This is a genomic window from Microcystis viridis FACHB-1342, from assembly GCF_014698335.1.
Taxonomy (GTDB): domain Bacteria; phylum Cyanobacteriota; class Cyanobacteriia; order Cyanobacteriales; family Microcystaceae; genus Microcystis; species Microcystis ichthyoblabe_A.
In genome coordinates this window covers 36,797-62,009 of record NZ_JACJSV010000010.1, presented here as the reverse complement: position 1 = coordinate 62,009, position 25,213 = coordinate 36,797, and the positions used below count along the sequence as shown (strand labels likewise).

Below are 25,213 nucleotides of genomic sequence, written 5' to 3'. Positions count from 1 at the left end.
GAAGGTCCTGTCTAGCTTAAGATAGCTTCGGAAATCTAGATAATGAACAGCCCACTTATTATAGGTTATTGGGGACAAAGACAAGCCAATCAATTAAGGCAGCACTATTGAGCAATCAAAAATTTGTTGTTACAAACGTCAATAATCCTGTTATACTCTTGGGCAAAACGACTCCACCGCGATTGTTATGCTAGAAAATCAGGTCATGGCAGATGCCGTCGCCAATGAGCAGATACCTACTCTAGAATTATCGATCATCATGCCCTGTCTCAACGAGGCGGAAACCCTGGCCACCTGTATCGGCAAAGCGCGAGATTATCTGGAACGACACAAAATTGCGGGGGAGGTGCTAATCGCCGATAATGGCAGTAGCGATGGTTCCCAAGAAATTGCCACTAATTCAGGGGCGCGGGTGGTTCCCATCCCAGAAAGGGGTTATGGTAGCGCCCTGCGGGGGGGGATCGCCGCCGCCAAAGGTCAATACATTATTATCGGGGATGCCGATGATAGCTATGACTTTACTAATCTTTCGCCTTTCCTAGAAAAATTGCGACAGGGTTACGATTTGGTGATGGGCAATCGTTTTCAGGGGGGAATTAAACCAGGGGCGATGCCAGTATTGCATAAGCATCTGGGCAATCCTGTCTTGACTTGGTTAGGACGGTTATTTTTTGGCAGCCCCTGTGGTGATTTTCACTGTGGATTGCGCGGGTTTAGTAAACAGGCGATCGAACAATTGAACCTACGCACCACTGGCATGGAATTCGCCAGCGAGATGGTGGTGAAAGCATCCCTCTACGGTCTGAAAATTACCGAAGTACCAACCACTTTATCCCCTGACGGTCGCAGTCGTCCCCCCCACCTAAAAACTTGGCGCGATGGCTGGCGACATCTCCGATTCCTCTTAATGTATAGTCCTCGCTGGTTGTTTCTCTACCCCGGACTGGCTTTAATGTTTCTGGGATTTGTGGCGACGATTTGGTTTATGACCCAACCCAGAGTTCACACCCTTCTCTATTCAGCCACAGCTTTGATTATTGGCTTTCAAATCGTCAGTTTTGCCATCTTTACAAAAGCTTTTGCTATCAGCGAAGGTTTATTACCAGAAGACCGAAAATTAAGACGATTTTTACGTTATATTAATCTGGAGGTGGGATTGATCATTGGCGTAATTTTATTTTTAGTAGGTATAGGCGGTTCGGTGTATGCTTTATATACTTGGAATGCACAACTTTATGGGGCTTTAGATCCAGCCGTGACCATGCGGATTGTCATTCCTTCCGTAACCGCTCTAGGGTTGGGAGTACAGGTGATTTTTTCCAGTTTCTTTTTAAGTGTTTTGGGACTAAAACGGAAGTAATTCTATTTACATTTAAACTATGAATAACAGTGAGTATGACTTGGAAATGTACGACCATCTTTGGTCGCAGCAATGGCAAAACCTACAAGATATAGGACCTCTTACCCATAATCGCTATCGTTTAATGCTACGCGAGCTACCTAAATTTTCTATGGAAGATTGTAGTATTCTCGATCTTGGTTGTGGCCGTGGAGCATTTTTAAGCCTACTTAAAAATAAATATCCAAAAGCTACCTTGTCAGGAATAGAATATTCCGAGGAAGGAAAGAAATCCGCCCATCCGGAAATTCGCAATGTCATTCAGGTAGGAGATTTGTACGAAGTTGCTGAAAGATTGCCTCGCTGTTCTTATGATCTAGTGATCTGTAGTGAAGTCATCGAGCATCTTCCCGAACCTGAAGCAGCTCTCAACATTATTTTCTCTTTATTAAAACCAGGAGGTATCGCCCTTCTGACCGTACCTTGTAATATGCGTTATTGGTCTAGACAGGATGAGGTTGCGGGTCATTATCGGCGTTTTGGAATGAAAGAGTTCGCCTCTTTAGTAACTAATAGTGGATTTTCTGTCAAAAAGAATTATGGATGGGGGACTTTTTTAGGGTTAATCTATTATCAGATGGTTTCTGCTCTCGGTCCAGAAAAGGTAATGAAAACGAAGGTAACATTTGTGAGTAAGATTACCTCTCGATTTTTGCAGTTTGTATTTAGGGTAGATGATTTTCTGGTTTCTTCTCGAGGACTTCAACTGATTACTGTCGCTCAAAAACCCTAAAGATGGTTCGTCACTCAGTTTTATGGAGCCTTAGATACGTCCGTGACCATGAGAATTGTCATTCCTTCCGTACCCGCTTTAGCCTTGGTAGCACAGGTGATTTTTTTCCAGTTTCTTTTTAAGTGTTTTGGGACTAAAACAAAGATGAAAACAGCCGAAGGTAAATTTATAGGGGGTTAACTAATTTTTATGCCGATAGGAACTTTTGTTCGGAGCTTGTTAGGTCCTTGGGAAAGACCAATTTCTGATATTTATCGAAACATTTTTATTAATCAAGCTGATTTAACTCATCAAATCCATAAATGGGTTAATCCTGAGATAATTCTAGAGTTAGGCTGTGGGGAAGGTGCTTTAACTGAACTTTTAGCGAGTGCCTATCCTAGTTCACATATTATAGGAATCGATATTACTCCTAGGGTAGGACGGATGTTTCAAGGAAATCTCGATCATGTTCGGTTTGAACAAAAATCAATTCAAGAATTCGTTGCAGAAACCCCCCAAAGTGTCGATTTAGTCGTCATTAGTGATGTTATGCACCATGTTCCTTGGTCAATGCATGAAGAATTCTTAACTTACGCTGGTAAATCCTTAAAACCTAACGGATATATTGTTCTCAAGGATTGGCGTAAAAATAATTCACCGATCCATTATTTATGCTATCTATTGGATCTGTATATTACTGGTGATAAGGTCAAGCATAAAACGACCGAACAATTTCGAGATATGATATATAAACTCTTTGGTAAACAATCGATTATCCTTGAGTCTACCGTTCGTCCTTGGAAAAACAATATTGTTTTTCTGATTAAAATTTCTTCATAATACTGTTATTTCAAAAAGTTTTTATGAATGCTCATCCTTGGTTGTCCGTATTAATTCCCACTTATAATGGAGATCAGTATCTAAAGGATACTCTTAATTCAATCCTTGAACAAAATGAGAGAAACGTCGAGTATATTATCATTGATGATGGCTCTACTGATCGAACTTTATCTATTATCAAAAATTACGAGGATAAAATTCCTATCAAGCTTTTCGAGCGTAAAAGGATAGGCAATTGGGTTGCTAACACTAACTTCGCTTTACAGAATGCTTCGGGAGACTATGTATGTTTATTACATCAAGACGACTTATGGTTGAACAATCGTTTAAAAATAATCAAGGAAATCCTTAATAATTATCCAGATACCGACTTACTTTTACACCCTTCAATCTTTATCAATGACCGAGGGAAAAAGTTAGGTTTATGGACTTGTCCTTTACCAGCTTTTCCAAAATATGTTGATAGAGATATTTTAATCGAGAGCCTGTTGATTCAAAATTTTATCTCCATTCCTGCTCCAATTTTTAAAAGAGAAATTGCTTTACAGGTGGGGGGAATGAACGAAAAACTTTGGTATACAGCCGACTGGGATCTCTGGTTAAAAATCGCTTTTCATAAACGAGATGAAAAAATCATTTATTATCCTTATCCATTGAGTGCATTCCGCATTCATTCAAGCTCTCAAACCGTTGTCAGAAGCTCCAAAACTGGAGAGTTTTATAATCAATTGAATGTGGTTGCTCACGACTGTCTAGATAGATGGGACGTGTCAGCTTACAGAAAAAAAAGAATTCGATCACTTGCTGAATTCTCAATACAAGTGAATACTATTTTAGCGAGGATGGCGCATGGTAAAGGTTCTCGATTAGAGTTAATTAAGTTACTCCTATCGAGTTTTTCGCTTGGTTTTTTAGGAGTTTACAAATACTTACGATATTCGCGCATCCATGAGCGCATAATTGCTAGACTAAAAGCTAATATAATTTAGTAACGATTAGGTTTAACATGAAATTTATTGCGGTTAATCGTTTATTCAGAAGCTCATTTTTTAGGTTTTGCCTTGTGGGTGTCTTTTGTTCATTCCAAAATATACTAATTCTATACCTTTTAACCAATTACCTAAAATTGCATTACGTTCTCTCGATTTTCGTGCAAATGTTCTATGTAAATACATTGGGATTCTATCTGAATCGAAAATATACATTTACAGGACGAATAAAAATTGGAAGTATTTTGGGAGAATTAATCAAGTATCATGGGATCATGCTTTCTAGTTCTTTTGCGGTCGCTATCGCTATGTATTTCTTGGTTGATTTGTTGAAAGTATGGTACTTGTCCGCTTACATAATCCTTACTATACTAATGACTATTTATAATTTTATTGCCCATAAAAAATGGACTTTTAATCGAAAATAGTGGTCTTTATTGAATTTTTTTTGCAATCAAAATTCCCAGATAATTCATTACCATTTTTCCTGATCAACCTATCAACTAAGCAAATGTCAAGCATCAATAACAATCACTCTAGTCCTCAATCTTTTATCTAATAAAGTAACAGTTAATATGGTTCTAAAGCTTATAGATGGCAAGAAATAATACTTTCTCTTGACTTTACTATTTATAATTGCCATGAAATTTTTTATGATTAGAAATAGTGAAATTCTAGGGCATCTAAAAGATTATTTAGGCTAGATCCTAATGGCAAATTAAAAATAGCAAGAAATCGACAATCATCCTAGCTCTTCGGGTATCCATATTAAAGGTAAAATACTTGTATAAAACGTACAAGTATTTTACCTTTAATAAGGTATTTATGCAGACAAAGAACTCGTATTTTGGCTCTTCTCGACTTTGTGTGATAATTTTTGCTTATGGAATCGTGAAATGTTGACGGAGAAAGACTTTTACGACTATTTTGCCGAAGAAACTATCAGTATAGGCTTCGTTTCCACACAGAAACCGGAAGAGCCGTATTTTTTAGAACTCACTCCTCTAAGAGAATTGATGCTTTCCAGAACCTTCTGGTTCAGTCTCAGCATCGTATTCTCCATTTTGTACAGTATCTTATTCTTACAAATCGCTTTCGGTAGCGAGTACAGCATTCAGGATGACGCACGCTGTAGTGTCGTTGAATTCCAGGAAAGAATAGGGCTGACTGGCTAGGATAAAATTAGGGTTTCGGCTTATCCCGAACTTAGGTTAGTATGGAGAAGGATTAAATACATTATCAGGACATCAACTGCCTCAATATGGTTTTACAGGAGTAGATAAAAAATGAACAACTTATCAAAAAGAAACATCATAAAAATTAGTTTAATAACATTTTTATGGCTGGCGGTGATTAACACTGGTCTCATCATGCGTGCAGATACTTTAGTCCGCTTAAGTATAACCCATACTATCTGGACGGGAGAGCCTGAAGTTCAACTAGATACTAACCATAAGCCTCTCACTCGTATGGACAATAAAATTGGAATTATAGGTAGAGATGGTAAACGTTATTATACCTATGAAGTAGGTCAATCTTTATTAATGTTACCGGGGGATTGGCTAGGAACTACGATACATCAACTTATTCCCAGAATTCCCGAAGAGTTGAGCCGAAGATTTGTTGTTAACTGGTTAATTTTTCTCCCCATTAACATAGCAGTGGTGATTTCAGCTTACTATTTGTTGATTAAGCTAGAATTTAGCGAAAAAATAGCTACAATTTCTAGCCTGACTTGGTTGCTCACTACCACGGTTTTAAATTATGCTCAAAATAATCAACAAAATAATCAAGTTTTATTATTTGTTATTTTGGCTTATATTGCTATCTTTAATTATCTAAAAAATAACAAGATTATCAATATTTATTTAAGTGGAGTTGCTTTGGGCTGTGCTTTTTTAGTTAGAACCACCAGTATTATTCATATAGCAACTACTCTATTATTTTTGTTTGGTATTTTACTATATAAAAGAAAAAGTTGGCTGACTATATTACAGTCTCTTGCTATTTCGATATTAGGTGCTATTCCTGTTATGTTAATCAACCAATATTTTAACTTCCAAAGATTTGGAAAATTTTGGACGTTGAGGGTAATAGATATTGATACTATAAATACCGATCCTTTTTTGGAGGGTTTACCAAAACTGCCAGATAATTATCCAATGATTAATCACCCTTCGGTCGGAATATTAGGAGTATTATTTTCTCCAGCTAAAAGCATTTTCATATACGATCCACTGCTTCTACCTTGTTTAATGTTGACAGTTTATGTATGGAAAACATTATCTCCCTATCTTCGTGGCTATATATTGACAGCTTTATTGAATCTTATTCTCTTTACCTTAGCTACTAGCCGTTTTGATTTTTGGCATGGAGACTCTGCATGGGGAGCGCGCTACCAAGTCACTTCTATTCATCTATTATTGATTCCCCTAATCGCTCTCTTAATTCAGTATTTGTTATCCAATTTTCATTGGAGACGTTGGTTAATTATTACGGCCCTTATTATTGCTTTTATTATTCAAATAGCCTCCGTTAGTTTATCTTCTAATACAGAAGTCAGTAATCTAGGTATGATTTTCTTTGCTCCTCCCAAAACCCATCAAGAATTTCGACTAGGTAGTCGTTTTCGTAACATTACTTGTTTACTCACCTCCTCTTGGTGTATAGAGAGCTCAAATTCTCCTAAAGCTACACCATTAATTCAAAGAGTCGATTTATTTCCCTTTTTCTTTACTGATAAACGCAATTTAATTTTAGTTCCTTGGCTAGTTTTAGTAATTTTTACCCTAGTTATGACATGGCAATTCTACAAAACCGCCTAATTTGATAGCTTTTTACCATCCTCCGATGCTGCCGCTTCTAGGCTGGCAATTGCGGTTTCTGCCGTCAAAATGTCAGGAATATCAGTTAAACTGGCAGTTTGATAAACCTGTTCATTTCTAGTAAATAAATTGCTCATATCTTGAGAATAATTAGAAGCGATCGATAATAAAGCTCCAGCAAAAATATAGATAGGTAAAGGCAAAATAAACCCCTTGGCCCACTGATAAAATTCCACCAACAAAAATAACAAAACACAACCCACAACCCAAACTTTCATCGCACTTTTTTCCCCTATTTTTACGAGAAAAGGTGAGCAAGAAGCCCACCTTTTATTTAACTAATTCCAGTAAGAATTTATTCAATCACGGGAGCGATTAACTCACGTCTTTCACTGGAAATTACTTTCACCTTATACCAATTCTCCAAAGTCTGACTACAGAAGTTTAATCGGGAGCATCCCACTTTTGCAATAAGCAATTGTACTTAGATGCGAAATACTTATATGGCAAGCCTTTTCGGGAGTTCATAGATTTTCAACGGTTCTCTAAATTGTGTGATTGGAACCAGAATCGTTACTACAAAAGCCTTCTTACCCTTCTGAGCATTTATACTCATTACATAATTGGGATGCTCCCAGTTTAATCCCCCTAAATCCCCCTTAAAAAGGGGAACTTAAAGGGGGATTTAAATTCGATGTGTAGTTTTCATTTAGAGAAATGGTATTACCTTCCTCATCGATATCGACCATGGCCGTATCCCCATCAGAAACCCGTCCGGAGAGAATTTCCTCAGCCAGAACATCTTCCAACAGACGCATAATCGCACGACGTAAGGGACAAGCAAGGTATTAAGTTTCCATCACTACTACCCAATCACTAGGAAAAGTAGAGTGCTGATCAAGGTTGTGATCAAGAGGAGTCCCCAAATTTTCCAGAGCAATCCTTGCGCTTTGTTGGATTTAAGGGGCCAGAAATACACCCTACTGGCGAGAGCGGACTTACTGTACTTTTCCTCAGTTAAGCAACTTTGGGATCGAGAAAGACCAATGAAGCAACTAACACTGTCGATACGTTCAGCTAAACGAAACCTCAAAAAACTTTTTGGTTCTGCAAAGATGACCACACCACTATTTACACTAGGGTCAAAGACAAGAGAAGTAAATTGAACCAAAATGGAAAGAACAACCAAACCGCTAATTAACCATCGTTTGAGCCGATTAACTGATAACATCTCTAAGATTAGCAAAGCTATTAATGGGAGAAGCAGTAGTTGAACAGAGGTAACGTGATAACGAGCAGCCCAAGAACCATCTCCATGCCAGAAATCCATTGTACTGGTTAATATAATATGAAAGACAAGTGCGAAAATTGAGGAAATAAAATATATTCTTATATAAGGTGTTAATTTGTTAAATAAAATAATCCCCAATACTAAACATGGTAAAAGAAAGGGGTCGTAAATAAATATACTTTTAGCTGGTGAGAAGAGAACGCCGAGAATACCAACGTAGGGAGGGTGTATGAAAGGATAATTAGGGGGCAATTCTGGCAACCCTGAAAAGATTGCTCCATTGCGTATTTGCTCAATGCTCAAGGATGCTGCCGTTGTCCAAAAATCCCCAAAGCGTAAGTAATTAAATAATCTACTCACAAAAAAGAAGGGAAATAAGCCGACGTTCCAGAGTATGACTGTTTTAAAGATTTGATTCAGCTTGAAATTTTTATAAATTAGACAGCTAATTAGAAAACCAAAAACCGTGAGAGCATAAATGATAGTTGTCGAGCGAATTATAATAGCCGCTCCGATTGCCAATCCACTCAAAAAAACATAAGGTACTTTGTTAGTTTTAATATAAGCCAAAGCACAAGCATAACCTAAAATCACACAAAGTAGGACTGGATTATTTTGTTGAAAAGTTTGTGCATAGTGGAGAACGGTAGTACCTAGCAACCAAATCAAGCTGGCAGATGCCGCAATTTTCTCCTGAAAATCAAATAGTCTAAGTAACCAATAACAGGAGATAACAACTAATACATTTAGAGGGATAACTACAAGAAAACTAACCGCAAATTCTCTTAATAAATAAGGCTTAATACTAGGAAAAACTTTAGAAAGTTGGGTGCCAATCCAATCTGCGGGCAACATTAATAAGGATTGTCCTATATCATAAGCTTCATATCGTTTTCCATCTACTCCTAAAACACCAACATGGTCTAATCGAGAGGAAGGACGATAATTTGGGGGTAAAGAAACTTCTTCAGTTCCCGTCCACAGGGCATGGGCCATTCTTAGCCTAGCATCGGTATCTGGAGGTAAGTTGGCAGGATTGATTATTGTTATCCAGAGTAGGGCAATAAGAGCTAATTTTATGACTGTTTTCATGACCATCTATTTTTAGAAGCTGTTTGAAAAGTTATAGGGCGTTGCTGATTTTAAGTATCAATTTCCCTCTAGGCAATTTTTAAAACCTAGCACTAAGGTAACTTGTAGATAGGAGGAACAATTTAGTATTCATGTCTTGATTCAGCGATCCCGCTTTTTACTATCCTCTAATGCTGCCGCTTCTAGGCTGGTAATTGCGGTTTCTGCCGTCAAAATGTCAGGAATATCAGTTAAACTGGCAGTTTGATAAACCTGTTCATTTCTAGCAAATAAATTGCTCATATCTTGAGAATAATTAGAAGCGATCGATAATAAAGCTCCAGCAAAAATATAGAGAGGTAAAGGCAAAATAAACCCCTTGGCCCACTGATAAAATTCCACCAACAAAAATAAGAAAACACAACCCACAAACCAAACTTTCATCGCACTTTTTTCCCCTATTTTTACGAGAAAAGGTGAGCAAAAAGCCCACCTTTTATTTAACTAATTCCAGTAAGAATTTATTCAATCACGGGAGCGATTAACTCACGTCTTTCCCCCGAAATTACTTTCACCTTACCTTCCTCATCGATATCGACCATGGCCGTATCCCCACCAGAAACCCGTCCGGAGAGAATTTCCTCAGCCAGAACATCTTCCAACAGACGCATAATCGCACGACGTAAGGGACGAGCGCCGTAGGCTGGATTATAACCCTCCTCGATCAAGCGTTCTTTAAACTTATCGGTGACAGACAAAGTAATATTTTGTTCTGTCAGACGTTTAAACACATCCTTGAGCAGGATTTCGGCGATTTCCTTGACCTCTTCCTTATTCAGTTGACGGAAGACAATAATCTCATCGAGACGGTTGAGGAATTCCGGACGGAAATATTGTTTTAATTCCTCATTAACCAGCGATCGAATGCGATTATACTGGGCTTCGGCTTGATTATCGGCAAACTCGAAACCTAAACCACCGCCACCCTTCTCGATCACCTTAGAACCGATGTTCGAGGTCATAATCAACAGGGTATTTTTAAAGTCCACCGTGCGACCTTTGGCATCGGTCAAACGTCCATCTTCAAGGATTTGCAGAAGCATATTGAAGACATCGGGGTGAGCTTTTTCGATTTCGTCGAATAGCACCACCGTATAAGGACGACGACGCACCGCTTCCGTTAATTGTCCCCCTTCGTTGTAACCAACATAACCCGGAGGTGAACCGATTAACTTAGAAACCGTGTGCCGTTCCATGTATTCCGACATATCGAGACGGATCATCGCATCTTCGGAACCAAAGAAATAAGCGGCCAGAGCTTTAGTTAACTCGGTTTTACCTACCCCCGTTGGACCGGAGAAGATAAAGGAAGCAATGGGACGGTTGGGATTTTTCAGACCGACGCGAGCGCGACGAATGGCGCGGGACACCGCTTTAACCGCGTCCTCTTGACCGATGAGACGCTGATGTAGGGTATCTTCCATGTGCAGCAGTTTCTCGGATTCGGTTTCGGTCAGTTTATTGACGGGAACCCCAGTCCAAGAAGCGACGATGTGGGCGATTTCCTCGGCATCCACAAAGGGTTCATCGTTGCCATCTTCGCCTTTTTTGGTGGAAGCGAGATTCCGGATCTGGGTTTTGATTTCCATTTCCCGATCGCGCAATTCTCCCGCTTTCTCGAAGTCTTGACCGCGCACTGCGTCATCTTTTTGTTTGAGAATTTGCCGCAGTTCTTTATCTAATTCCTTGGCTGCTGGGGGCAATTGGGAATTAATCAAGCGCACTCTCGAACCAGCTTCATCGATTAAATCGATCGCCTTGTCCGGTAAAAAGCGATCGCTAATGTAGCGATCGGACAATTTCGCCGCCGCTTCCAGGGCCTCATCTAAGATTTTTAGTTTGTGGTGCTGTTCGTAGCGTTCCCGGAGACCGTAGAGAATTTCGATCGTTTCTTCTACGGAGGGTTCACCGACCATAACCGGTTGAAAACGTCTTTCTAGAGCCGCATCCCGTTCGATATGTTTGCGGTACTCATCCAAGGTCGTCGCCCCGATACATTGCAGTTCTCCCCGGGCCAAAGCTGGTTTGAGAATATTGGCCGCATCGATCGCCCCTTCGGCTGCCCCGGCACCGATGAGAGTATGAACTTCATCGATAACAAGGACGACGTTACCCGCTTGGCGAATTTCGTCCATGATTTTTTTGAGGCGTTCCTCAAATTCGCCGCGATACTTGGTTCCCGCCACTAACAAGCCGATATCGAGGGTGACAACCCGTTTTTCTTCGAGAATGTCGGGAATATCCTTGTTAGCAATGCGTTGGGCCAATCCTTCTGCGATCGCTGTTTTACCTACCCCCGGTTCCCCGATTAGGACTGGGTTATTTTTGGTACGACGACCGAGAATTTGGATGACGCGCTCGATTTCCTTTTGCCGGCCGACCACGGGATCGAGTTTACCCTCGCTGGCCATTTGGGTGAGATTGGAACCGAATTCGTCAAGAGTGGGGGTTTTAGTGCGACCTTGGGAAGATGAACCTGCGGCCACTTCGGCGGTTTCCCCTAACATTCTGATCACCTGGGTGCGAACTTTCGATAGATCCACGCCGAGATTTTCCAGAACCCTAGCGGCCACACCTTCCCCTTCGCGAATTAGTCCTAAAAGGAGGTGTTCTGTGCCAATATAGTTATGGCCCAGTTGACGGGCTTCTTCGAGGGAGAGTTCTAAAACTCGTTTGGCTCTGGGGGTGAAGGGAATTTCCACGGCTACGAATCCGGAACCGCGACCGATGATTTTCTCCACCTCCACGCGCGCATCTTTGAGATTGACACCCATGGACTTGAGGACTTTGGCGGCAACTCCCGTTCCCTCTCCAATTAGTCCTAGTAAAATCTGCTCTGTTCCCACGAAGTTATGGCCGAGGCGGCGGGCTTCTTCTTGGGCGAGCATGATTACTTTAATGGCTTTTTCCGTAAATCTTTCAAACATAGCCTATCCATCACCTACACAAGCGACCCTAGATATGCTGATTTTAGCACGGCTTTTTAGTTTAGCTGTCTCTCAGTGATCAGTTATTGGGGAGCGGCTATTAGTTATAGTGGTTGTAGCTCTGAAGATTTTTTCTGGGGTCAATGGCTCTTAGCTGACTTGCGGAGATGCCCGGAATCTCCCGGATTATGGTTTTAGCCCCCCGGAAACCTGCCGATAAGTTGTTCACCGTTGCATAATCCCCTAGGCTCGTGGTCGTCCCCATCCCTCGATCGCTTGACTATTGATCGCCCATTTTCAGACCAAAACTCGAAGTATAAGCAGATTAAATATTACTACCTATTGACAAATTAGTATATATGTTGTATGAGGACGGGTGATATACAGAAAGTTGACCCATATCTTTGCTCTGGAGAGTGTTATGCAGAAAGTTTTCGTATAATATGTAGTTAGACCTAATATCAACCAGCGAAATCTTAATGCTAGGCTTGGTAATACCATAGAGAAGCTATTCATGAAGTTTAGACTTTTAACGTTTGTTTCTTTAATTCTTTTGACTGGATGTGGTAACTCTACCCCTGACGTTGTAGAGCAGTCATCTCCTTCAGTTCCCATATCTTCTAGCCAAGCATTACCAGCTATTAAAATCAGCGACATTGCAGGAAATACACCTGATGTAGTTGCGAAAGTTCTTGGTTCACCGACCTCAACAGAAACAGTAAATCCAAGTCGTACCCCTTGCCCATGTGAAAAACGGATTTATAAAAATGGCGAAATTGAAATCGTATTTATGGAGGGGAAAGCCGATTGGATAACTGTCAATCTTCCTCCTTCCCAAGTTGATACTTCCGGTTCCTATTCGTCAGTTCAGCAGTTTGATAACCCTACTTATACCTATATCAAAGTCAAAACAAACTGATGAATTTAAATGTAGTGTTTTCTTTTTTATGAATAGTAAGGTAAGTTTATGCGAAGAAATATAGACTTGATTCGCTTAATACTCCTCGATCTTGAAAAAGAGATAGAGGTTGATTTGTCGTCTTATTCAGGTAATGAGGTCAATTATCACAAAGCCTTATTAATTGAAGCAGGTTTATTACACGGAAATGTCCATTATCCAAGCACTCATAAAACAGATATTCCAGATTTAGTGATTATTAATCGTATTACATGGGAAGGGCATGAATTCTTAGATAAAGCACGGAGTGATACTGTATGGAATAAAGCAAAATCATTGGTAAAAGAGAAAGGGCTATCATTATCTATGGATATCGTTAAGATTTCATTAGGAGAAGCCGTGAAAATTTTGTTTCATTCATTTGTCTAACAAGCGCTTGCACGCGGAACGGCGGCATACGCTACTATTTGTGTAGGAATCTTGTAGGGTGCGTTCCCTAATGCAAGTCCTACCGCTCCAGCGATCGATTTTGGGGAACGCACCATGCTCATTGATTGAAACTGTGAGTCTAAGTGCGATGCCGCTCTTGTGGACCCAGTTGGGGAATGTTAGCGAAGATTGCCAATGTTTAGGTTAAAATAGAAGGGCAAAAGTTGCAACGGGGTCAGGACAATGACAGTTAATCAACTCCGCTACAGCAAAGAAGAATTCGCCCGACGTGGTAATGAGATTTATCAATCTCAGGTGCGCCCCCAAGTCGAGGAAGGCAATCATGGGAAGATTGTAGCCATAGATATCGAAACAGGTGATTTTGAGCTTGCCAATGACACAATAACTGCTTCTAATCGATTGCTTGAACGAAACCCTGATGCTCAAATCTGGCGTGTCCGAATTGGACATAAAGGCGTTCACCGCTTTGGCGTAGGTCGTCTGCTTTAACTTTATGATGAACGGAATTGTTGATCAAAACTGCGAGGCAACGCTTCGGTTAGTCGTAAGCAATGAGAGTAAACAGAGGCAGGTAATTGATGCTGTTATTGATACAGGGTTCACAGGCTTTTTGACCTTACCTCTGACAGTAATCAGTTATCATTAAGAAAACGCCGGATCGTTAACCTAACAGAATTAACCCCACAATCCCACCCGAAAAGCTTGAAAAACAGGGAACCGGTTATGCCAACCACCTACAATTGCGATTTAATTCTCTGGGCCCGGGATACGGCTCAACTTTTGCGGGAACAACGCTGGGATGCCATTGACTGGGAGCATTTAATCGAGGAAATCGAGGATTTGGGGAAAAGTGAACGCAGTGCGATTGGTTCTCAAATGGAGCGAATTTTGCTTCATCTGCTCAAGTGGCAATATCAACCCCAACGGCACTCCGATAGTTGGCTGGATTCCATCAATGATGGGCGATCGCAAATTCGTCGCAAATTAGAGGATAGTCCCAGTTTACGCGGTTATCCCGCGCAAATTTTGGATAAGGAATACACCAGAGCGCGTCGAGAAGCCGCCAGACAAACAGGTTTAGTCCTCAGCATTTTTCCCGAGTTTTGTCCCTATACTATCGCGCAGGTGATCGAAGATTGGTGGCCCCAGTGATAGCCCGGATTGAAGGTTAAATAATCCTAAATCTGGTTATTAAAGACTGATTATTTATTCTCCCTTTTTGCCTTTTGCATGAGCAGAAAACGGGTTTCTCCGAGAAACCCGTTTTCTGTGCGTTACTCAACGGATTTAGTATTATGTGACAGTTGAGGGTGCGGAATGTGGGATTGATCGCCCATTTTCAGACCAAAACTCGAAGTATAAGCAGATTAAATATTACTACCTATTGACAAATGAGTATATATGTTGTAAGACCGGGTGACATACAGAAAGTTGACCCATATCTTTGCTCTGGAGAGTGTTATCCAAAAAGTTGACCTATAATGTGTAGTTAGGCAGAATTTTGGAGGTAATCCAACGATGATTATGTTCATCAAGGTTTCACAGTTAATGGCGATTAGTTTATTGTTGTTAGTAGGCTGTTCCGAGAAATCGAACAACACAAACGACTCTAACTTGCCTGGTAGTTCTTCTACTCCTGCTCAGATCCCATCTGATAAAAATAAATCAAAAAATTTGGCACCGATTCCAGAGATGGTGCAAAATGTTGTTAATGCAGTACACCAAAAAATTCAGAATGGAGAAATTGATCTTGCTAAAGAGAATAACCTAAATATACGGGAAATTAACATTAGAACAACAGGTGGTGGCTCTCCTTTTGGAGATATGATTTATGTAGAAAATGTTGACACTAAGGCTCTGATTACTATTCGATGGATACAATCAGCTAATGGATATGAGTTAGTCGGTTACGCTTTTCCTAGTCACGACATAAAATTTAATTGCCCAGGCCCCTGCCCCATGTATTATCCTCAATAAATGACCGAAGGATATTTTAAGGAGTGAATTTAAAAATGCGACCAGTGCGATCGCAATCTGGTAGGGTGAGTTCCCTAAGACAACTTCTGGCGCTCCAGCGATCGATTTTGGGGAACGCACCATGCACATTGATTGAAACTGTGAGTCTTAAATGCGATGCCGCTCTTGTGGGCTTAGTTGAGAAATGTTAGCGAAGATTGCCAATGTTTAGGTTAAAATAGAGGGGCAAAAGTTGCAACGGGGTCAGGACAATGACAGTTAATCAACTCCGCTACAGCAAAGAAGAATTCGCCCGACGTGGTAATGAGATTTATCAATCTCAGGTGCGCCCCCAAGTCGAGGAAGGCAATCATGGGAAGATTGTAGCCATAGATATTGAAACAGGGGCTTTTGAAGTAGCAAAAGACAGCCTCACAGCTTCCGGTCAACTTTTAGCCCGATTGACCGATGCTCAAATTTGGTTCGTAAGAATCGGACATCGAGCAGTTCATCGAGTCGGTTTGATTGGGGCAAATTTATTTCAATGATTAATCAACTCTACGCTTGTTTTTGCACAATCTTCTCACTCAATTCTAGGAAGGTGGGACAATATTGGATTAATTACTAATAACTTAATATCTTATAGAGTTTTTCAAAAAGCTTGAGTTGGGTCAATGATCAGGAAACATAACTATTTTCTAACCAAACGATTAGGAAACAGTTATGTTATGATTTTCAGAGTAAGCCGGAGATGATAAGACACCATGAAAAATCGCATCTTTACTGTTATTTTGTACAAAGAAGATAATATGTACATTGCTGAATGTCCAGAAGTTGGTACAGTAGATCAAGGAGAAACAATTGAGCAGGCGATTGCTGGATTGAAAGAAGCCACACGGCTTTACCTAGAGGAATTTACCTTACCAGAAACATCCCCTAGATTTGTGACCAGTATTGAAGTTAGTTATGCCTAAGCTGCCACGAATCTCTAGTGGGGAGGCAATTAGATGTCTTGAACGCTTAGGCTTCGAGCAAGTTCGTCAAACAGGTAGCCATGTTGTGATGAAGAAAGAAACCGAAGAGGGCAAAATTGGTTGTGTTGTCCCTGTACATCAGGAATTGAAGGTTGGTACATTAAGTGGAATTCTGAAACAAGCCCAAGTCACAGTTGAAGAGTTCATTGAACATCTGTAAAGTCTGACAAATCACTGCACTCGAAGTGATACCAAAAATATTTAGTCCCCCCAGAGAACCCCCTTAGTCCACATAGCACACTTTTCTTTTTTTGTCAAATTTTATGTTAAGAAATATGTAACTAATGGATAGGGGGACTGTCAAAGATTAACCGTCTTCGTATTCGGGGATTCTCTCTTTTTTCTTCTCGGTGATATTGATGCGGGGGGGATTGTAATCTGGTTCCACGTCATCATCCCACATATCATCCTCGGCCTTATCTTCGTAATCGTCGTACTGAGGACGAGAAAAGCTTTCTGCGCGTTCTGAGCGAGCTTCTCCCCAGTTATCTTCCTCTTCCTCGTATTCTTCCTCATAATAACGAGCCTCGGCCCGTTTTTGCGGTGGAGGAGTGGCACGCAGGGGTTCTTTTTCCCATTCATCCTCACTCCAGCGTTCTTCAACGGGTTTAGCGGCCTCCACGGGGGTGCGGAGGGGAATACCCGTACCTAACTGATTTTCTGGACGAGCAGCGGGGGTATAGTAAGCTTCTTCCTCTTCTCTTTCCCAGGGGGGACGACCAATACCCAAACGTTCCAAAACCCCCACACTAACTTGGGTAAGACGTTCCTCGGCCCCTTCAAAGACGATTAAGCGATTCGGACCGCTGCTAACCACTTCTTCGATAGAAATTTCGTAGGTACTGATCAATTGTTCGGGGATCAGAGGCAATCCCAGGGAAGCAATGATAATGGAATGTAATTGACCACTGAGGGGATCAAATTGATAATCGCGGACTTTGCCTAAAGGTTCGCCGGTTTCTGTGATCACTTCACTACCGATTAAGGGAGTATAAGCATCGATATCGACGGATTCCAAGACGTTATCATCTTCCACGAGAACCACGTCTCCTGTCTGACTGATGCTCGATAAATACATATATTGAGGCATTCCCGACAAGGAGAGGATATTGTCGCGGAGTCCCAGGGCAAATACTTCTCGTTGATCGATATCTACAAGGATATCTTTAACAACGCCGAGTTTTTTGCCTGTATTGCGAGTGATAACCTGTGTATTTAAAAATTCTGAACGTAAGCGACTATTCTCTGTGATCATTTTTTCCTATGGGTAGGCGTTAGGACGTGGGAATACGAATTATTGTAGGCTTAATATATAGGGCGAAATTGAGTGTTAATTTACCGATATTAGCTTAGATCTTAAAGTTCCCTGAGATTAACACTTTTTTTGGCCTTGTTTGGGCGATAGTTTCGGGTGATAGATAGGGTTAAACCCATTTTAGCTAATTCTTTACATTTTTTTAGTAACAACAAAACAGGAGCTAGAGAGAAACTCCCTTGGCTCCTGCTGTCTAGATTTTGATTACATAGTTAAGGACTGCACCTCAGTTTCGATCAGTTTAGCTAAGTCTTGCAGGAAGGAGGCCGCATCGGCCCCGTAGATGACTCGGTGGTCACTGGTGAGATTAACCGTCATCTGTTTTTGCACTCCGAATAAACCATCTTTATTGACGACGATTTGGGGATGGGAAGCACCCACGGCCAGGATTGCGCCTTGGTTGGGGGGTAAGATAGCGGTAAAGCGATCGACTCCGAACATTCCCAGATTAGAAATGGTAAAAGTACCACTATTATATTCTTCTGGTTGCAGTTGTTTACTGCGGGCGCGTTCGACTAAATCTTTCCAACTGCGGGAGAGGGAATAGATATCCATCTGGTTAGCAGAGCGCAAAACCGGCGTAATTAAGCCCCCATCGGGCATAGCTACGGCTACAGCCACGTTAATCGCCCCGTGGTATTGGATTCCTGCGTCGCTATAGCTGGCATTAACGATCGGATGTTTAGCGAGGGTGTTGGCTACCGCTTTTGCTAACAGGGCCGTCATGGTGACACCCTTGGATTTTAGCTGTTGATAGAGTTGATCCAGTGGGTCGGTGGTGATAGTGTAGCCCACTTGGAAGGTGGGAACCTGTAGGCTAACCGACATATTCTGAGCGACAGCTTTTTGCAGAGTGGTGAGGGGAACAGTCCGACCGACTGGGGAGCTGGTTGGAATCGGGGCTTTAGGAGCCGCTACAGGGACGCTGACGGGTTGCGGGGGAGTAATGACGGGAGCGGGGGCGGTGCTGACTTTTCCTGTCGCTTTTTCTACGTCTTCGGCGGTAATTCGTCCGTGGGGGCCGCTACCCACTAGGGTTTTCAGATCTACCTTTAATTCTTTAGCCAGTTTTTTGGCTCTGGGAGAGGCGACTAAACGGCCATTATCTTTAACGGCGGCGACGGGGATCGAAACGGGAGGCGGAGCGATTTCTGGGGTCTCTAGGGGCTTGCTAGGGGCGACTGCGGCGGTTTTTCCCTGAGCTTTGGCCAGTTCAATTTCCTCTTCAGTTTCAGCAATATAGGCGATCGCTTCCCCCACGGGCGCTTCTTGGCCAGCTTCGACTAAAATTACAGCGAGATAGCCATCATAAAACGATTCCACGTCCATGTCGGCTTTGTCGGATTCGACCACTAACACCGTTTCCCCTTTGCTGACTTTTTCCCCGGGGGACTTCACCCAAGAAACTATTTTTCCTTCGGTCATGGTGGAACTGAGCGCGGGCATGAAGATATCTCGAATCATGGTGGAGTGCTTCTATCTCTAATGTTTTGAGCCATAGCGCATTTTACCACAGTTGATGGGGTTGGGGGTGTGGGGAAGTGGGGAAGTGGGGAGTGGGAAGTGGGGAGTGGGGAGTGGGGAGTGGGGTGTGGGGAGAATAAATAAAATAATCTACTGAATCCTGACTCCTGACTTCTAACTTCTGACTTCTAACTTCTGACTCCTGCCTCCTGACTCCTGACTCCTGAATCCCGAATACTGATAACTGGTGACAGAGGGAAAAAGAGAAGGGAAAACAGCCCCTTCTCCGTCGTATCTAGACAAAAATTGTTCTAGTTGCCAATATGGACCGGTTGTGCTTGCAGAGATTCAACTAAACCGCGCACGGCTGCCACCATGGCCACTTCATTATCCAATTGATTGATCGCCGAACCAACACCGATACCGGCCGCTCCAGCAGCGATCGCCATGGGCGCAGTAACAATGGATAAACCGGAAGCGCAGAGGACGGGAACCTTAACCGCATGGGAAATAGCGTGGGCTGCCGCTAAAGTCGGGGCAGCTTTTTCAATCAGTCCCAAAATACCGGCGTGACGGGGTTGACTGCTAGTGCCGCCTTCGGTTTGAATGATATCGGCACCCTGACTAACTAGAGCTTCTGCTAGTCTCACCTGTTCATCGAGGGGCAGCAGATGGGGAACTGTCACAGACAGGGTAATTTCGGGCAGTAAGTCGCGAGTTTGACGGGTTAGGGCTAAAACTTCCGCCGCCTCAAAAATGCGTCCTTGGGCATAAAAACTATCGAAATTACCGATCTCAATTAAATCTGCTCCTGCATCCACTGCCATCATCAACAATTCTGGCTCGACGGCCGATACACACACGGGTAAATTTGTCAATGCTTTTACCGCCCGAATTAGGTCAGCATTAGCGGCAATATCGACAAAAGTTGCTCCTCCTGCTGTAGCGGCTTTAACTACTGAGAGAACCTGCGAGCGATCGAAATTATTTAACCCACTAATCACTTTCAGGGCATGACGACGGGCGAAGGCTTGCTGTAAGGCAAAATTGATCATTAATCTACACCTATCTGGAATTCTCAAAAAACATTTTCCCACCTTCTCGCCGATCAGAGGGTGGGATCTGAGAATTCTTAGGGAAATTTTCTTTAATTTAGGTGTTGATTCTCTTGGTTTTTGCGCTTGAGGTTTTGCAGTTGTTGTAGCAGTACCTCGATTTCCGCTTCTAAATGCAGGTATTTAACCTGTTGGTCAGCTTGGTAGGTGGTGCGAATCTGTTTCATGGCGGAGGCTTCCTTAGTTAGTACAGTTGTCATAGCGGTATCTATAGAGTGCTAATTATGTTCAATTGTTTCAATTTGTGTATTGTACCTTAACAATGTCTTAAAGAAAACCTTTTTATGGTAGTTTCTCAACTGGCACAGGATCAAAGAGGGGAAAAATTCTTGCAACCAAGGGGATCGGAGTGCGATATACTCAGTCGCGAACGATATTGGCAAGCATGACCATGGTAGCGGTAGCAATTTTAGCAGCGGGTAAGGGAACCCGAATGAAGTCCAGCCTTCCAAAAGTTTTACATCCCCTCGGCAGTCGCTCGCTAGTGGAACGGGTGCTTAATGTCAGCGAATCCTTACATCCCCGGCGAAAACTGGTAATTATCGGTTATCAAGGGCAACAGGTGCGAAATACTCTACAGCATCTTGCGGATATCGAATTTGTTGAACAAAAGGAACAGTTAGGCACTGGCCATGCTATTCAGCAGTTAATCCCCCATTTAGAGGACTTTCAGGAGGATTTGTTGGTCTTAAATGGCGATGTTCCCCTGTTGCGTCCCGAAACCTTGCAAAATCTTCTCCAGATTCATAAAAACCATGGTAACGCTGCCACCCTCTTAACTGCTAACCTTCCTAACCCGAAAGGTTACGGTCGAGTTTTTTGTGATGGCAATAATCTCGTTAAGCAGATTGTCGAAGAAAGAGACTGTACCGATGCCCAACGACAAAACCACCGGATTAATGGAGGTATATACTGCTTTAATTGGTCAAAATTAGCTGCTATACTCCCTAATTTAACGCCCAATAACGATCAAGGTGAGTATTATCTCACAGATGTGGTCAATTTTCTCGCTCCCGTCATGGCTGTGGATGTGGAGGACTGTTTAGAAATTAGTGGCATTAATGATCGCAAACAATTGGCCGCCGCCTATGATATCCTGCAAACTAGAGTCAAAGATGATTGGATGGCCGCTGGAGTCACCATAATTGACCCCGATAGTGTCACCATTGAGGATACTGTCACCCTCAGTCCCGATGTGATTATCGAACCCCAAACCCATCTGCGCGGTGAGACGATAATCGCTTCCGGTTGTCGTATAGGTCCGGGGAGTTTAATCGAAAATAGTCGGATAGGCAGCGATGTAACGGTCTTATTTTCGGTTATTTCTGATAGTCAGGTGGATTCTGGTTGTCGCATCGGTCCCTATGCTCATTTGCGCGGAGAAGCGAAAATTGGTGCTAATTGTCGAGTCGGTAATTTTGTTGAAATTAAAAAAAGTGACATCGGCAATAAAACCAATATTGCCCATTTATCCTATTTGGGAGATGCCACTTTAGGGGAAAAAGTGAACGTTGGTGCGGGAACAATTACTGCTAATTACGATGGGGTGAAAAAACACCAAACTATGATCGGCAGTGGCACAAAAACTGGAGCAAATAGTGTTCTAGTAGCTCCTCTAGAATTAGGAAAAAATGTCACCGTGGCCGCTGGTTCAACTATCACTAAAAATGTCCCCGATAACGCTTTAGTTATTGCTCGCGAAAGTCAGCGTGTGATCGAAAATTGGTCAGATCAGTTTCAGTAGGTTATGGCAGTTATCAGTTATCAGTTATCAGTTATCAGTTATCAGTTCACTGTTTACTGTTTACTGTTCACTGATGGTGTCTAAGGCGTTAAATTTGCGTGATGAAGCATGAAATGTTATAAAAATCTCAGTTCTCCCTATAGAAAAGAGTAAAAACTTTATGGCACGCACCGAGTCCACAATGTTAGATTTGGGGACAAAAGCTCCCAGTTTTGCCTTACCCGATGTGGTTTCGGGTGAAACTATTTCTCTGGACAGCTTTGCGGCTAAAACCGCTCTGTTAGTCATCTTCCTCTGTGAACATTGTCCCTTTGTTAAACACATTCAAGAAGAACTTACCCGTCTAGGTTGCGATTATGCTAACACCAATCTGGGCATCCTCGCCATTAGTTCTAATGACGTGGAGAAATATCCCGATGATTCGCCAGAAAATTTGAAAAAAATGGCGATAACCCTTGACTTTAAATTCAATTTATGCTATGACGAAAGCCAAGAAGTGGCGAAAGCTTACACGGCAGCCTGTACTCCCGATTTTTTCCTCTTTGATAGTCAGCGCATTCTAGTGTATCGCGGTCAATTGGATGATAGTCGTCCTAGTAATGGCGTACCGGTGACAGGCAAAGATCTCCGGGCCGCTATTGACAAGGTTTTAAGCGGTCAACCGGTGCCGACGGACCAAAAACCCAGTTTAGGCTGTAATATCAAATGGAAACCGGGTAATGAGCCACCCTATTACGGTTAATTAACGAAGGGTGTAGGGTGTAGGGTGTGGGGTGTGGGGTGTGGGGTGTGGGGTGTGGGGTGTGGGGTGTGGGGTGTGGGGAAATGGGGAGAATAAATAAAAATAATCTCCTGACTCCTGACTCCTGATTACTGTCTCCTGAATCCTGACTCCTGATTACCGTCTCCTGACTCCTGAATCCTGACTCCTCAATGGCTGATTTTTTTGTGCAGAAATAACTTTTGTGGTCGATTAAATAACCAATTGCTCAACCAACCGTCGGTTTTTTGCAGACGATAACCGCTACTTAAGTAGAGTGACTGGGCTGCTAGATTATTATCGAGAACATGGAGGGAAAGTTCCTCAAAACCCCATTCTCTAGCGATCTGTTCACACTTGAGCAGCAATCTCCGGGCCAGACCGGCACGCCGGTGATCGGGACTAACGGCTAAATTAGAGATATAAGGAATGGGAACAGCTAAAAAAGCACTGGATTTTAAGGCAATTTCCGCCGTAGCGACAATAATTTCCTCAGGACCCGTGGCGGTGACACTGGTTTGACTGACTACCAGACAGTGATAGTAAGGGGTATCACCGCGTAATCGTCCCCGTAAGTCCTCGTAAATGCCTAATTTAAAGATAGGACGCAGAAAAGACCAATAATTGGCCGTGGGGAAAAAACTATCGGCGATAATCTCCGCCAAGCTTTTGAGATCTTGGCTTTGGGCCAAACGCACCTCGACGGTAATGGCGGCAGTGTCACCGGTCGCTTCCGAGTCGGAGGGATGAGACAATAGGTATGAGATAAAACAGGAGTCCACTTTAATCACAGGAGTCGGGAGGGAAGATGGGGGTGGCGGTCCTTATCTAGGAAGGGTAAATAGGGATGGGAGCTAGTTGGGGGAATCAAGCATCTATCTTAAGGAGAAGACCGCAATTTTTCAAGACTACTGAATCAAAATCTCATCTATTCTACTGCCTATAGCCTCGGCTGGGGGAAAGACCGCTATTTTTCGGGAATTTTTTTTGATCGCCGGGCCATGGTTAAGATGGAATGATGCCGGTCAGAACTAATTTCTTTCTTTTTGGGTCAATTAACTATATTCTTTAATCTAATCTATCCTCCTACCCCCCTCTATGATCAAGGAAATTTCCGCTTATTTGCAAGTGTTCCGCAGTCAAAAAATGGCGGCTTTGTTATTCTTAGGTTTTGCTTCTGGATTACCCTTATTGCTCACCAGTCGCACCCTGCAAGCTTGGATGACCACCGAAGGAGTTGATCTGAAATCGATCGGTTTATTTAGTTTAGTCGCTCTCCCCTACTCTCTTAAATTTCTTTGGTCTCCCTTACTCGATCGCTATCTTCCCCCGCTGCTTGGTCGTCGTCGCGGTTGGATTTTAATCGCTCAAATTTGTCTAACTTTAGCGATTGCAGCCATGGCTTTTCAACAACCAAAACAATCTTTGGAATTATTGGCAATTAATGCTCTACTGATCGCCTTTTTTAGTGCCACTCAAGATATTGCCTACGATGCCTATCGCACAGATATTTTAGAAAAATGGGAGATGGGTGCTGGGGTGGCGATCGGGGTTTTAGGTTATCGTTTGGCTTTAATTTTAACTGGTTCGATCGCTTTAATTTTAGCCGATCACTTTCCCTGGCCCCTTGTCTATCTTTTCCTAGCTGGATTGATGGCTTTAACGATTATTTGGTCTTTTTTCGCCCCAGCTACTCCCCCTAGAGATGATACTCCCCAAACCCTTTTAGAGGCGGTTTGGTTGCCTTTCTGGGAGTTTTTTCAACGCTATCAAATAGGTCAAGGAATCGGTATTCTCGCCTTTATTGTTCTCTATCGTTTAGGGGATGCTTTAGTTAATAATATGGTGACTCCTTTTCTTTTAAAAACTGGTTTCAGTCAAACCGCTATCGGGGCGATACAAGGCGGTATGGGCATGATAGCAACTATGGTGGGAGTTTTATTAGGTGGTTCCCTGTTAAGTCGTTGGGGAATTAATCGATCGCTCTGGATTTTTGGCGGCTTGCAAGCTATTAGTAATTTAGCCTATTTTATTTTAGCAAATTTAGGGCAAAATTATCCTTTTATGGTCTTAGCTATTAATATTGAAAACTTCTGCAGCGGTCTAGGTACTGCCGCTTTTGTGGCTTTTTTAATGAGTCTTTGTAATGCTCGTTTTACTGCTACTCAGTACGCCCTCTTATCGAGTTTAATGGCTTTTAGTCGCGATATTTTAGTCGCTCCCGCCGGAGTTTTAGCAGCGGCGATCGGTTGGCAGTGGTTCTTTTTAATCACGGTAATTGCCGCTTTACCCGGGTTAGCGTTATTGCCTTTATTCGCTCCTTGGCAAGAGCAGGATTAAGCTAATTTACGAGCTAGGAA

Annotated in this window: 26 protein-coding genes and 2 pseudogenes; 18 read left to right on the top strand and 10 right to left on the bottom strand. The window is 42.4% G+C overall.

Annotation, left to right across the window (positions count from 1 at the left end; genetic code table 11):
• The first annotated feature begins 187 nt into the window (after window positions 1-187).
• The 6 genes from H6G40_RS05670 (at window position 188) to H6G40_RS05645 (ending at window position 6,768) form a co-directional block, all read left to right on the top strand.
• Window positions 188-1,360, top strand: coding sequence for a glycosyltransferase family 2 protein (locus H6G40_RS05670; protein WP_123231139.1), 1,173 nt, complete (start codon window positions 188-190; stop codon window positions 1,358-1,360).
• A gap of 19 nt (window positions 1,361-1,379) precedes the next feature.
• Window positions 1,380-2,132, top strand: a complete 753-nt coding sequence (locus tag H6G40_RS05665) for a class I SAM-dependent methyltransferase (protein WP_080601593.1) — start codon at window positions 1,380-1,382, stop codon at window positions 2,130-2,132.
• 189 nt (window positions 2,133-2,321) lie between these two features.
• Entirely contained in the window at window positions 2,322-2,954 is a 633-nt protein-coding gene (locus tag H6G40_RS05660; RefSeq protein ID WP_042790398.1) for a class I SAM-dependent methyltransferase, read from the top strand.
• 23 nt (window positions 2,955-2,977) lie between these two features.
• Entirely contained in the window at window positions 2,978-3,943 is a 966-nt protein-coding gene (locus H6G40_RS05655; RefSeq protein WP_069475002.1) for a glycosyltransferase, read from the top strand.
• A gap of 17 nt (window positions 3,944-3,960) precedes the next feature.
• Entirely contained in the window at window positions 3,961-4,371 is a 411-nt protein-coding gene (locus tag H6G40_RS05650) for a GtrA family protein (RefSeq protein ID WP_002735014.1), read from the top strand.
• 858 nt (window positions 4,372-5,229) lie between these two features.
• Window positions 5,230-6,768: a glycosyltransferase family 39 protein gene (locus tag H6G40_RS05645; RefSeq protein WP_002731671.1), complete on the top strand. Its 1,539-nt coding sequence runs from the start codon at window positions 5,230-5,232 to the stop codon at window positions 6,766-6,768.
• Here the strand turns inward: H6G40_RS05645 and H6G40_RS05640 are convergent.
• The 5 genes and pseudogenes from H6G40_RS05640 to H6G40_RS05620 form a co-directional block, all read right to left on the bottom strand.
• Entirely contained in the window at window positions 6,765-7,046 is a 282-nt protein-coding gene (locus tag H6G40_RS05640) for a hypothetical protein (protein WP_002733870.1), read from the bottom strand. The genes H6G40_RS05645 and H6G40_RS05640 overlap by 4 nt on opposite strands.
• A 381-nt stretch (window positions 7,047-7,427) precedes the next feature.
• Window positions 7,428-7,616 (bottom strand): annotated as a pseudogene (locus H6G40_RS05635) (hypothetical protein); the annotation flags it as partial.
• Between the two features lie 17 nt (window positions 7,617-7,633).
• Complete coding sequence (locus H6G40_RS05630; RefSeq protein ID WP_069475003.1) at window positions 7,634-9,151, bottom strand: glycosyltransferase family 39 protein; 1,518 nt, start codon at window positions 9,149-9,151, stop codon at window positions 7,634-7,636.
• 141 nt (window positions 9,152-9,292) lie between these two features.
• Window positions 9,293-9,574 carry a hypothetical protein gene (locus H6G40_RS05625; RefSeq protein ID WP_069475004.1) on the bottom strand — a complete coding sequence of 94 codons (282 nt, stop codon included), beginning with the start codon at window positions 9,572-9,574 and terminating at the stop codon, window positions 9,293-9,295.
• Between the two features lie 77 nt (window positions 9,575-9,651).
• On the bottom strand, window positions 9,652-12,117 hold the full coding sequence (locus H6G40_RS05620; RefSeq protein WP_002777520.1) for an ATP-dependent Clp protease ATP-binding subunit: 2,466 nt from the start codon (window positions 12,115-12,117) through the stop codon (window positions 9,652-9,654).
• A gap of 514 nt (window positions 12,118-12,631) precedes the next feature.
• Here H6G40_RS05620 and H6G40_RS05615 point away from each other — a divergent pair.
• From H6G40_RS05615 to H6G40_RS05580, 9 genes and pseudogenes are all read left to right on the top strand, one after another.
• Window positions 12,632-13,036, top strand: coding sequence for a hypothetical protein (locus H6G40_RS05615; protein ID WP_043995791.1), 405 nt, complete (start codon window positions 12,632-12,634; stop codon window positions 13,034-13,036).
• Window positions 13,037-13,084: 48 nt separating this feature from the next.
• Window positions 13,085-13,444: a DUF2513 domain-containing protein gene (locus tag H6G40_RS05610; protein ID WP_002794465.1), complete on the top strand. Its 360-nt coding sequence runs from the start codon at window positions 13,085-13,087 to the stop codon at window positions 13,442-13,444.
• Window positions 13,445-13,687: 243 nt separating this feature from the next.
• A complete protein-coding gene (locus tag H6G40_RS05605) occupies window positions 13,688-13,954 on the top strand; it encodes a hypothetical protein (RefSeq protein WP_069475005.1) in 267 nt (88 codons plus the stop codon).
• Between the two features lie 4 nt (window positions 13,955-13,958).
• Window positions 13,959-14,102: pseudogene (locus tag H6G40_RS23890) on the top strand (clan AA aspartic protease); the annotation flags it as partial.
• An 86-nt stretch (window positions 14,103-14,188) separates the two neighbouring features.
• The gene (locus H6G40_RS05600; RefSeq protein ID WP_004160620.1) at window positions 14,189-14,617 is read left to right on the top strand and encodes a DUF29 domain-containing protein; all 429 of its coding nucleotides are present in this window, start codon (window positions 14,189-14,191) and stop codon (window positions 14,615-14,617) included.
• 366 nt (window positions 14,618-14,983) lie between these two features.
• Window positions 14,984-15,442, top strand: coding sequence for a hypothetical protein (locus tag H6G40_RS05595; RefSeq protein ID WP_069475006.1), 459 nt, complete (start codon window positions 14,984-14,986; stop codon window positions 15,440-15,442).
• 251 nt (window positions 15,443-15,693) lie between these two features.
• Window positions 15,694-15,969, top strand: a complete 276-nt coding sequence (locus tag H6G40_RS05590; protein ID WP_069475007.1) for a hypothetical protein — start codon at window positions 15,694-15,696, stop codon at window positions 15,967-15,969.
• Between the two features lie 216 nt (window positions 15,970-16,185).
• On the top strand, window positions 16,186-16,395 hold the full coding sequence (locus H6G40_RS05585; protein ID WP_002734849.1) for a type II toxin-antitoxin system HicB family antitoxin: 210 nt from the start codon (window positions 16,186-16,188) through the stop codon (window positions 16,393-16,395).
• Window positions 16,388-16,615 carry a type II toxin-antitoxin system HicA family toxin gene (locus H6G40_RS05580; protein ID WP_069475008.1) on the top strand — a complete coding sequence of 76 codons (228 nt, stop codon included), beginning with the start codon at window positions 16,388-16,390 and terminating at the stop codon, window positions 16,613-16,615. Before H6G40_RS05585 ends, H6G40_RS05580 begins: the two co-directional genes overlap by 8 nt.
• A gap of 147 nt (window positions 16,616-16,762) precedes the next feature.
• On the opposite strand, the gene H6G40_RS05575 is transcribed toward H6G40_RS05580, so the two are convergent.
• The 4 genes from H6G40_RS05575 to H6G40_RS05560 all read right to left on the bottom strand — a co-directional run bounded on the left by H6G40_RS05575 (window position 16,763) and on the right by H6G40_RS05560 (window position 20,549).
• Window positions 16,763-17,710: a PRC-barrel domain-containing protein gene (locus H6G40_RS05575; protein WP_002777510.1), complete on the bottom strand. Its 948-nt coding sequence runs from the start codon at window positions 17,708-17,710 to the stop codon at window positions 16,763-16,765.
• A gap of 264 nt (window positions 17,711-17,974) precedes the next feature.
• Window positions 17,975-19,234 carry a dihydrolipoamide acetyltransferase family protein gene (locus H6G40_RS05570; RefSeq protein ID WP_190537381.1) on the bottom strand — a complete coding sequence of 420 codons (1,260 nt, stop codon included), beginning with the start codon at window positions 19,232-19,234 and terminating at the stop codon, window positions 17,975-17,977.
• Between the two features lie 311 nt (window positions 19,235-19,545).
• A complete protein-coding gene (locus H6G40_RS05565; RefSeq protein WP_190537379.1) occupies window positions 19,546-20,289 on the bottom strand; it encodes a DUF561 domain-containing protein in 744 nt (247 codons plus the stop codon).
• 92 nt (window positions 20,290-20,381) lie between these two features.
• Window positions 20,382-20,549: a hypothetical protein gene (locus tag H6G40_RS05560; protein ID WP_190537378.1), complete on the bottom strand. Its 168-nt coding sequence runs from the start codon at window positions 20,547-20,549 to the stop codon at window positions 20,382-20,384.
• Window positions 20,550-20,740: 191 nt separating this feature from the next.
• Here H6G40_RS05560 and glmU point away from each other — a divergent pair, with 191 nt between their 5' ends.
• The gene (gene glmU / locus H6G40_RS05555; RefSeq protein ID WP_190537394.1) at window positions 20,741-22,093 is read left to right on the top strand and encodes a bifunctional UDP-N-acetylglucosamine diphosphorylase/glucosamine-1-phosphate N-acetyltransferase GlmU; all 1,353 of its coding nucleotides are present in this window, start codon (window positions 20,741-20,743) and stop codon (window positions 22,091-22,093) included.
• 160 nt (window positions 22,094-22,253) lie between these two features.
• Entirely contained in the window at window positions 22,254-22,835 is a 582-nt protein-coding gene (locus H6G40_RS05550; RefSeq protein WP_069475011.1) for a thioredoxin family protein, read from the top strand.
• Window positions 22,836-23,023: 188 nt separating this feature from the next.
• Here H6G40_RS05550 and H6G40_RS05545 read toward each other — a convergent pair whose 3' ends face one another.
• The gene (locus tag H6G40_RS05545; protein WP_069474897.1) at window positions 23,024-23,644 is read right to left on the bottom strand and encodes a GNAT family N-acetyltransferase; all 621 of its coding nucleotides are present in this window, start codon (window positions 23,642-23,644) and stop codon (window positions 23,024-23,026) included.
• Between the two features lie 307 nt (window positions 23,645-23,951).
• On the opposite strand from H6G40_RS05545, the gene H6G40_RS05540 reads away from it, so the two are divergent.
• Entirely contained in the window at window positions 23,952-25,193 is a 1,242-nt protein-coding gene (locus H6G40_RS05540; RefSeq protein ID WP_130757216.1) for an AmpG family muropeptide MFS transporter, read from the top strand.
• Window positions 25,194-25,213: the final 20 nt, after the last annotated feature.

Coding starts and splice junctions, on each gene's coding strand:
- H6G40_RS05670 (WP_123231139.1), top strand. CDS start 188: ATGCTAGAAAATCAGGTCATGGCAGATGCCGTCGCCAATGAGCAGATA.
- H6G40_RS05665 (WP_080601593.1), top strand. CDS start 1,380: ATGAATAACAGTGAGTATGACTTGGAAATGTACGACCATCTTTGGTCG.
- H6G40_RS05660 (WP_042790398.1), top strand. CDS start 2,322: ATGCCGATAGGAACTTTTGTTCGGAGCTTGTTAGGTCCTTGGGAAAGA.
- H6G40_RS05655 (WP_069475002.1), top strand. CDS start 2,978: ATGAATGCTCATCCTTGGTTGTCCGTATTAATTCCCACTTATAATGGA.
- H6G40_RS05650 (WP_002735014.1), top strand. CDS start 3,961: ATGAAATTTATTGCGGTTAATCGTTTATTCAGAAGCTCATTTTTTAGG.
- H6G40_RS05645 (WP_002731671.1), top strand. CDS start 5,230: ATGAACAACTTATCAAAAAGAAACATCATAAAAATTAGTTTAATAACA.
- H6G40_RS05640 (WP_002733870.1), bottom strand. CDS start 7,046: ATGAAAGTTTGGGTTGTGGGTTGTGTTTTGTTATTTTTGTTGGTGGAA.
- H6G40_RS05630 (WP_069475003.1), bottom strand. CDS start 9,151: ATGAAAACAGTCATAAAATTAGCTCTTATTGCCCTACTCTGGATAACA.
- H6G40_RS05625 (WP_069475004.1), bottom strand. CDS start 9,574: ATGAAAGTTTGGTTTGTGGGTTGTGTTTTCTTATTTTTGTTGGTGGAA.
- H6G40_RS05620 (WP_002777520.1), bottom strand. CDS start 12,117: ATGTTTGAAAGATTTACGGAAAAAGCCATTAAAGTAATCATGCTCGCC.
- H6G40_RS05615 (WP_043995791.1), top strand. CDS start 12,632: ATGAAGTTTAGACTTTTAACGTTTGTTTCTTTAATTCTTTTGACTGGA.
- H6G40_RS05610 (WP_002794465.1), top strand. CDS start 13,085: ATGCGAAGAAATATAGACTTGATTCGCTTAATACTCCTCGATCTTGAA.
- H6G40_RS05605 (WP_069475005.1), top strand. CDS start 13,688: ATGACAGTTAATCAACTCCGCTACAGCAAAGAAGAATTCGCCCGACGT.
- H6G40_RS05600 (WP_004160620.1), top strand. CDS start 14,189: ATGCCAACCACCTACAATTGCGATTTAATTCTCTGGGCCCGGGATACG.
- H6G40_RS05595 (WP_069475006.1), top strand. CDS start 14,984: ATGATTATGTTCATCAAGGTTTCACAGTTAATGGCGATTAGTTTATTG.
- H6G40_RS05590 (WP_069475007.1), top strand. CDS start 15,694: ATGACAGTTAATCAACTCCGCTACAGCAAAGAAGAATTCGCCCGACGT.
- H6G40_RS05585 (WP_002734849.1), top strand. CDS start 16,186: ATGAAAAATCGCATCTTTACTGTTATTTTGTACAAAGAAGATAATATG.
- H6G40_RS05580 (WP_069475008.1), top strand. CDS start 16,388: ATGCCTAAGCTGCCACGAATCTCTAGTGGGGAGGCAATTAGATGTCTT.
- H6G40_RS05575 (WP_002777510.1), bottom strand. CDS start 17,710: ATGATCACAGAGAATAGTCGCTTACGTTCAGAATTTTTAAATACACAG.
- H6G40_RS05570 (WP_190537381.1), bottom strand. CDS start 19,234: ATGATTCGAGATATCTTCATGCCCGCGCTCAGTTCCACCATGACCGAA.
- H6G40_RS05565 (WP_190537379.1), bottom strand. CDS start 20,289: ATGATCAATTTTGCCTTACAGCAAGCCTTCGCCCGTCGTCATGCCCTG.
- H6G40_RS05560 (WP_190537378.1), bottom strand. CDS start 20,549: ATGACAACTGTACTAACTAAGGAAGCCTCCGCCATGAAACAGATTCGC.
- glmU (WP_190537394.1), top strand. CDS start 20,741: ATGGTAGCGGTAGCAATTTTAGCAGCGGGTAAGGGAACCCGAATGAAG.
- H6G40_RS05550 (WP_069475011.1), top strand. CDS start 22,254: ATGGCACGCACCGAGTCCACAATGTTAGATTTGGGGACAAAAGCTCCC.
- H6G40_RS05540 (WP_130757216.1), top strand. CDS start 23,952: ATGATCAAGGAAATTTCCGCTTATTTGCAAGTGTTCCGCAGTCAAAAA.